8 protein-coding genes are annotated in these 7,341 nt (G+C 70.9%); 6 read left to right on the top strand and 2 right to left on the bottom strand.

Features of this window, described 5'->3' with window-relative positions; translation table 11 throughout:
• Positions 1 to 68: 68 nt before the first annotated feature.
• The 6 genes from GWK25_RS09215 to GWK25_RS09240 all read left to right on the top strand — a co-directional run bounded on the left by GWK25_RS09215 (position 69) and on the right by GWK25_RS09240 (position 4,982).
• Positions 69 to 935 (top strand): helix-turn-helix domain-containing protein, encoded by an 867-nt coding sequence (locus tag GWK25_RS09215; protein WP_215449300.1) that lies wholly within the window; start codon positions 69 to 71, stop codon positions 933 to 935.
• Between the two features lie 122 nt (positions 936 to 1,057).
• Positions 1,058 to 2,539, top strand: coding sequence for a 30S ribosomal protein S12 methylthiotransferase RimO (rimO, locus tag GWK25_RS09220; RefSeq protein WP_215449301.1), 1,482 nt, complete (start codon positions 1,058 to 1,060; stop codon positions 2,537 to 2,539).
• The gene (gene pgsA / locus GWK25_RS09225) at positions 2,536 to 3,282 is read left to right on the top strand and encodes a CDP-diacylglycerol--glycerol-3-phosphate 3-phosphatidyltransferase (RefSeq protein WP_215449302.1); all 747 of its coding nucleotides are present in this window, start codon (positions 2,536 to 2,538) and stop codon (positions 3,280 to 3,282) included. The genes rimO and pgsA overlap by 4 nt, the downstream gene beginning before the upstream one ends.
• Entirely contained in the window at positions 3,279 to 3,824 is a 546-nt protein-coding gene (locus GWK25_RS09230) for a CinA family protein (RefSeq protein ID WP_215449303.1), read from the top strand. The genes pgsA and GWK25_RS09230 overlap by 4 nt, the downstream gene beginning before the upstream one ends.
• A gap of 109 nt (positions 3,825 to 3,933) precedes the next feature.
• The gene (locus GWK25_RS09235; protein WP_005481441.1) at positions 3,934 to 4,311 is read left to right on the top strand and encodes a helix-turn-helix domain-containing protein; all 378 of its coding nucleotides are present in this window, start codon (positions 3,934 to 3,936) and stop codon (positions 4,309 to 4,311) included.
• 200 nt (positions 4,312 to 4,511) lie between these two features.
• Positions 4,512 to 4,982: a Dps family protein gene (locus tag GWK25_RS09240; RefSeq protein WP_215457285.1), complete on the top strand. Its 471-nt coding sequence runs from the start codon at positions 4,512 to 4,514 to the stop codon at positions 4,980 to 4,982.
• Between the two features lie 339 nt (positions 4,983 to 5,321).
• On the opposite strand, the gene GWK25_RS09245 is transcribed toward GWK25_RS09240, so the two are convergent.
• Both GWK25_RS09245 and GWK25_RS09250 read right to left on the bottom strand, forming a co-directional pair.
• A complete protein-coding gene (locus GWK25_RS09245; protein WP_215449304.1) occupies positions 5,322 to 6,086 on the bottom strand; it encodes an SDR family NAD(P)-dependent oxidoreductase in 765 nt (254 codons plus the stop codon).
• 64 nt (positions 6,087 to 6,150) lie between these two features.
• On the bottom strand, positions 6,151 to 7,014 hold the full coding sequence (locus GWK25_RS09250) for an Fpg/Nei family DNA glycosylase (RefSeq protein ID WP_215449305.1): 864 nt from the start codon (positions 7,012 to 7,014) through the stop codon (positions 6,151 to 6,153).
• Positions 7,015 to 7,341: the final 327 nt, after the last annotated feature.

Genomic DNA, 7,341 nt, shown 5'->3' on the forward strand with positions numbered 1-7,341 from the left:
CCACCCTTTCGTACCCCCCCTAGACTGAACCTCCAGCACAGGTGGCTACACGCTCGAAAGGCGCCCCCGTGTCCATCGGCAACTCCCCTGACGGCAACTTCCCCGAAGACGAGCGTCCGTTCGACCACGACCGTGACGAACGCTCGGCGGAACGCCCCTCGATCGGCCGTGCCCTCCAGCAGGCACGCATCGCGGCCGGGCTGACCGTCGACGACGTCAGCAACGCCACCCGGGTCCGCATCGCCATCGTGCACGCGATCGAGCAGGACGACTTCGCCCCCTGCGGTGGCGACGTCTACGCGCGCGGTCACATCCGCACCCTCGCGCGCGCAGTGCGCATCGACCCCGCCCCGCTCCTCGAACAGTTCGCGGAGGCACACGGCGGGCGGCCCGCGCCGACCCCGGCGGCCCCGCTGTTCGAGGCGGAGCGGATCCGTCCCGAACGGCGTGGCCCCAACTGGACCGCCGCCATGGTCGCCGCGATCGTCGCGGTGATCGGCTTCGTCGGCTTCACCGCGTTCGACGACGGAGACGACGACGGTTCCACCACACAGGTGGCCGAGGGCTCCACCCCGACCACCGGAAAGTCCCCCTCGCCGACGCCCAAGACCGACAAGCCCGACGCCGACCCGAAGCCCGACCCGACCGACAGCGCCATCGCGGCCGCACCCCGTGACAAGGTGACCGTGCAGGTCAGCGCCTCCGACGGACGCAGCTGGATCTCCGCCAAGGACCACAACGGGCGGTTCCTGTGGGACGGCCTGCTCAAGCAGGGACAGTCCAAGACCTTCCAGGACAGCTCCCGGATCGACCTCGTCCTCGGTGACGCCGGAGCCGTCCAGCTCTACGTCAACGGCAAGAAGATCAAGGACGACTTCCAGCCCGGCCAGGTCGAACGTCTGACGTACACGAAGGGCGACCCGGAGGTCGGCTGAGCGTCCTGTCCGTCCGGAGCGGACGTACGGACGACGCACAGGAAGACGCGGGTACGGGGTTGGCCGGGATCGGCCAACCCCGTCGACGTGGGCTGTCACTGGGACGAAGTAGTCTTGAGCCCATGCCTGAACGCCGTACCGTCGCACTCGTCACTCTTGGCTGCGCCCGTAACGAGGTGGACTCGGAGGAGCTCGCAGGCCGCTTGGAGGCGGACGGCTGGGAGCTCGTCGAGGACGCCGAGGAAGCGGACGTCGCGGTCGTCAACACCTGTGGCTTCGTCGAGGCCGCCAAGAAGGACTCCGTCGACGCCCTCCTGGAGGCAAACGACCTCAAGGGACACGGCAGAACCCAGGCCGTCGTGGCGGTCGGCTGCATGGCGGAGCGGTACGGCAAGGAACTGGCCGAGGCGCTGCCCGAGGCCGACGGTGTCCTGGGCTTCGACGACTACGCCGACATCTCCGACCGTCTCCAGACCATTCTGAACGGCGGCATCCACGCCTCGCACACCCCGCGCGACCGGCGCAAGCTGCTGCCGATCAGCCCGGCCCAGCGGCAGGAGTCCGCGGCCGAGGTCGCGCTTCCCGGGCACGCCCCCGTCGATCTTCCGGAAGGCCTCGCTCCGGCTTCGGGGCCGCGGTCCCCGCTGCGCCGCCGTCTGGACGGCTCGCCCGTCGCGTCCGTGAAGCTCGCCTCCGGCTGCGACCGCCGCTGCTCCTTCTGCGCCATCCCCTCCTTCCGCGGCTCCTTCATCTCGCGCCGCCCCTCGGACGTCCTGAACGAGACGCGCTGGCTCGCCGAGCAGGGCGTCAAGGAGGTCATGCTGGTCTCCGAGAACAACACCTCGTACGGCAAGGATCTCGGCGACATCCGCCTGCTGGAGTCCCTGCTGCCCGAGCTCGCCGAGGTCGACGGCATCGAGCGGGTGCGCGTCAGCTACCTCCAGCCCGCCGAGATGCGGCCCGGCCTCATCGACGTGCTCACCTCCACGCCCAAAGTCGCGCCCTACTTCGACCTCTCCTTCCAGCACTCCGCCCCCGCGGTGCTCCGCTCGATGCGCCGCTTCGGCGACACCGACCGGTTCCTGGAGCTGCTGGACACCATCCGTGCCAAGGCCCCCGAGGCCGGCGTCCGGTCCAACTTCATCGTGGGCTTCCCCGGTGAGACCGAGGCGGACCTCGCGGAGCTGGAGCGGTTCCTGAACGGCGCGCGACTGGACGCCATCGGTGTCTTCGGTTACTCCGACGAGGAGGGCACCGAAGCGGCGACGTACGACAACAAGCTGGCCGAGGATGTCGTCGCCGAGCGTCTCGCGCGGGTCTCGCGACTGGCCGAGGAACTGGTCTCGCAGCGCGCCGAGGAGCGCGTCGGACAGACCGTGCGCGTCCTGGTCGAGTCGGTCGACGGCGACGAGGGAGCCTACGGCCGCGGCGCGCACCAGGCGCCCGAGACGGACGGCCAGGTGCTGTTCACGAACGGCGAGGACCTGAGCGTCGGCCTTATGGTCGAGGCGAAGGTGGTCGGCACGGAAGGCGTCGACCTGGTGGCCGAGGTGCTTCCGGGCTCGCTCGCCTCCCCCACGTGTACTGAGGAGGCGGCCAGATGACGGGAGTCCCCGCATCCGCGGCGGGCGGCACCTCCGGCGCCAAGAGCGCGGCGAGCGCCTCCGGCGCTCCCGGCGCCCCGAGCGCCGCCGCCCCCAGCGCTGCCGGGGAGACGCGACCCGTCCGTGGCGGGAAGCTGGGAGCTGCCGCCGTCAACCAGGCCAGCCTCTGGAACATCGCGAACATCCTGACCATGGTCCGCCTGGTCCTCGTGCCGGGCTTCGTCGTCCTGATGCTCATGGACGGCGGATACGACCCGGTCTGGCGGGCCTGGGCGTGGGCCGCCTTCGCCGTCGCCATGATCACCGACGTCTTCGACGGTCATCTGGCCCGGACGTACGACCTCGTCACCGACTTCGGGAAGATCGCCGACCCCATCGCCGACAAGGCGATCATGGGCGCCGCCCTGATCTGTCTGTCCTACCTCGGTGATCTGCCGTGGTGGGTGACCGGCGTCATCCTCGGCCGGGAGCTGGGCATCACCCTCCTGCGGTTCGTCGTCATCCGGTACGGAGTCATCCCCGCGAGCCGGGGCGGCAAGCTGAAGACCCTGACCCAGGGCATCGCCGTCGGGATGTACGTGCTGGTGCTGGAGGGGCCGCTGGCGACCATGAGGTGGTGGGTGATGGCCGCGGCGGTCGTCCTGACCGTGGTCACCGGGCTCGACTATGTGAGACAGGCCATTGTGCTGCGCCGGCGCGGAACGGCCGAGCGCGAAGCTGCGGCGGAGGGAGCGGAACGTTGACTTCCACGGCCGCCGAAGTGCTGCGACTACTGATCGTGAGGGGAGAGACGCTCGCCGTCGCGGAGTCGCTGACCGGTGGTCTGGTTGCGGCCGCCCTCACCGCGGCCCCCGGTTCCTCGAAGGCCTTCCGGGGCTCGGTCACCGCGTACGCCACCGAGCTGAAGCACCGGTTGCTGGATGTCGACGCCACCCTCCTGGACCAGCGCGGAGCGGTGGATCCGCTGGTCGCGGTGGAGATGGCGCGGGGCGTCCGCGCGGCGCTCGGCGCCGACTGGGGGATTTCGACCACCGGTGTGGCGGGCCCGGAACCCCAGGACGGACGACCCGTCGGCACGGTCTATGTGGCCGTCGCCGGACCGTCCACAGCCGAATCCGGCGTATCAGGTGGCGGGAAAGTGTCGTCGTTGCGGTTGAACGGCGGCCGGGCGGAAATCCGTATGGAGAGTGTACGGAGCGTACTCGCACTGCTCCTTCAGGAGCTTGCGGGCGAACAGACCGGGAATGAGCGGGCACAGGATACGGAACAGAACGGGGGGACTTGATGTTTGCAGCCCTGAGTGAACACAACAGCGCTCCCCGCACGGCCGCAGCGCGAGGCGGTACGGTGGGGCGTGAAGGATGCGGCTACGCGGTCCGAGGAGGGAGCCACCGATGATTCTGCTCCGTCGCCTGCTGGGTGACGTGCTGCGTCGGCAGCGCCAGCGCCAGGGCCGTACTCTGCGCGAAGTCTCCTCGTCCGCCCGAGTCTCACTCGGCTATCTCTCCGAGGTGGAGCGGGGGCAGAAGGAGGCTTCCTCCGAGCTGCTCTCCGCCATTTGCGACGCGCTGGACGTACGGATGTCCGAGCTCATGCGGGAAGTGAGTGACGAGCTCGCCCTTGCCGAGCTGGCCCAGTCCGCAGCGGCCACCGAGCCGGTGCCAGCACCAGTGCGCCGACCCATGCTCAACTCCGTCTCGGTGGCCGGTGTGCCGCCGGAGCGGGTCACGATCAAGGCGCCTGCCGAAGCGGTGGACGTCGTCGCGGCATGACCTGCCGCGACCTGAGTGCATGAGCACCGGCACGCGCCGGTGAAGCAGTAGAAGCGAAGCGGGAGCCCCGGTCGGGGCCTCCAGGGAGACCTGGGGGGCGCCGGCCGGGGCTTTTGTGTTGCCTGGGGCTCCCGTTTGCCGGGGTGGCGGTGTGCGGTCATGGTGGTCGTACGGTCGTCTCAAGAATCCGGAGCGTGCTGATGTACGTGGTGAAGAGCCCGCTGTCCGAGGCCGATCTCAAGACCGTCTCCGAGGCGCTGCAAGGTGCCCTGGTCGATCTTGTCGATCTCTCCCTGGTGGCCAAACAGATCCACTGGAACGTCGTCGGGCCGCGTTTCCGCTCCGTCCATCTCCAGCTCGACGAGGTCGTGGACACTGCACGGCTGCACTCCGACACGGTCGCCGAACGCGCCTCCACCCTCGGTGTCCCGCCGGACGGGCGGGCCGGGACGGTCGCCGGGAGCAGCGGCATCGGCAGGGTGCCGGACGGCTGGGTCAAGGACGCGGACGCGGTGGGGACCCTGGTGGACGCGCTCGGCGCGGTGATCACCCGGATGCGGACGCGGGTGGAGAGCACCGCGGAGGCGGATCCGGTGAGCCAGGACATCTTCATCCAGATCACGGCGGATCTCGAGAAGCACCACTGGATGTTCCAGGCGGAGAACGGGTAGCGCGGGGCGGGTGGCCGGTGAGGGCGTGAGGACGGCGGTGTGTGGCTGCGGGGCGCACCGGGCGTACCGGGGGCGCGGTCCGTGTGAGGGGGCCGTGCGTCCCTGTGCCGGTGGTGCGCCCTCTCCGGCCGTGACGAGGGCCGTCTAGCGTCTTTCTGGGGGCCCGAAGGCCTTGGAGGTGGCGGCCATGCGAATAGCTCGCTGGGGGGCGGCTCTGGGGCTCGGCGCGCTGTGGTGGTGGGGTGTGCTGCGACTCGCGCTGGTGCCGGACGCCGGCGCGAGTCGCAGCACACCCCACCACCACAGGTCGTGTGCTGGGGGTCGCGGTGGGGGCCGTGGTCACCAGGGCATGGCCACCCCGCCGTTCGGGCGGAGGATCTGACCCGTCGTGAACGCCGAGGCGTCGGAGGCGAGGTGCAGCACGGCGTGGGCGATGTCGTCGGGTTCGCCGACCCGGCCCAGCGGTGACAGACGGGCCATGAGGGACTCGGTCCGCGTCTGTGCCTCGCTGTCGTCGCGGTCGGTCATGGGTGTGCGGATCCAGCCCGGGGCCACGGCGTTGACACGGATGCCGTGCGGGCCGACCTCGGTCGCCAGTGTCTTCGTCAGCTGGACCACCGCCGCCTTGGTCACGCCGTAGCAGAGGAGTCCCGGACCGCCGGTGTCGACGGCGCCGGAGGCCATGGTGACGATGCTGCCCCGCGTCCCGTCGGTGATCATTCGGCGGGCCGCTTCCTGGCAGGCGTGCAGCACCCCCATGAAGTTGACGCTCCACACCCGCTCCAGGTCCTCGTCGCGCGTCTCCAGCACCGGGCTGCTGTGCATGATTCCGGCGATCGCCGCCATCACATGGAGGCGCTCGCAGGCGGCCACCGACCGCGTGAGCTGGGCCCGGTCGGTGACGTCGAGGTGGTGGGTGTGCGCGGTGCCGTTGCCGGCCTTGATCAGGGTCGCCGTCTCGTGCAGGCCCTGCGCGTCGCGGTCCGCGCAGTGCACCGTCGCGCCCGCCTCGGCGAGCAGCACGGCCGACGCGCGGCCGATACCGCTGCCGGCGCCGGTGACGAACGCGGTGCGGCCGGTGAGGTCGTACGCCGGGATGGGCATGAGGCGACGGTACGAGCGTTTCTGACGGCCCGTCAATTAGCGGTGTCACGTTGGGTGCTGCGGCCTACGGGTGTGGCCTTGGGTTCGACGCGCGGCCACGGGGGTTAGGGCGGGGCGTTCTGGCCGTACCGGGGGCCGGCGCCGGCCCCGACTGGCAGGTGGGGCACCAGTAGGTGGGTCGTTCCCGGGAGCCGTCGCCCTGGTCGGCCGCGCGGACGGGGGTCTGGCAGCGCAGGCAGGGGCGGGGGGCCCGGCCGTAGACGAACAGGTCGTGGTGGCGGTGGCCGGTGGTGCTGCGGATCGGTCGGTCGCGGTTGGCTTCGAGGAGCTTCTTGGCGAGGCCGGGCAACCGGTCGGCGAGCTCCTCCGGGAGGGCGCCGACGGGGAGCCAGGGGGTGACCCGGAGCAGGAAGCAGAGCTCGCTCTTGTAGACGTTGCCGATGCCGGCGAGATTGCGCTGGTCCAGCAGCGCCTCGCCGAGGGGGCGCGCGGGGTCGCTCAGGAGGTTGGCGAGGGCGCGGTCGGGGTCCCAGTCCGGGCCGAGCAGGTCGGGGCCGAGGTGGCCCACCACGCGCTGCTCGTCGGCGGTGCGCATCAGCTCCAGCACGGGCAGGCGATAGCCGACGGCCGTGCGGTCGACGGTGCCCAGGATGGCGCGGATCTGGTGCGCCGGGCCGCCGCGCCAGCGCTCGTCGTTGGCGTACACCTTCCAGGAACCGTCCATCCGCAGGTGGGAGTGGAGGGTCAGGTCCCCTTCGATACGGGTGAGGAGATGTTTGCCCCGGGGGGTGACGTCCAGGACGGTCCGGCCGGTGAGGTCGGCCGTGGCGAACCTCGGGACCCTCAGGTCGGAGCGGGACAGGACCTTGCCGGCGAGGGCGGTGTGGAGTCGTCTCGCCGTCTGCCAGACGGTGTCACCTTCGGGCATGGGTCAAGGGTGGCATGTCGGTGGGATCGGGTGCCTGGGGGCGGTGCGGTGGTGTGTGGACGCGTGCGGGCCGGCGGCTGCGGGTGGGCTCTGCCTGGTGGGATCTGCCCGGGCGGGCCGAGGCGGCGGAGTCGCCGGCACGGCCGCGAGCCCTGACGGGGAGGGCGTGACGTGCCGCGTCCAGGGCCCGACTGTCTCGCCGGTTGTGCCCGGCCCGGGGGCGGGGTGCCTCGATCACGCGCGGATGCGCAGGCCGCGGGGGGTCGCGATGAAGCTGTGTCTTATACACATCTGACGCTGCCGACGACCGCCAGGGTTTAGATCCCG

Origin of the sequence: Streptomyces sp. ATCC 21386, assembly GCF_018728545.1 — a bacterium.
Taxonomy (GTDB): domain Bacteria; phylum Actinomycetota; class Actinomycetes; order Streptomycetales; family Streptomycetaceae; genus Streptomyces.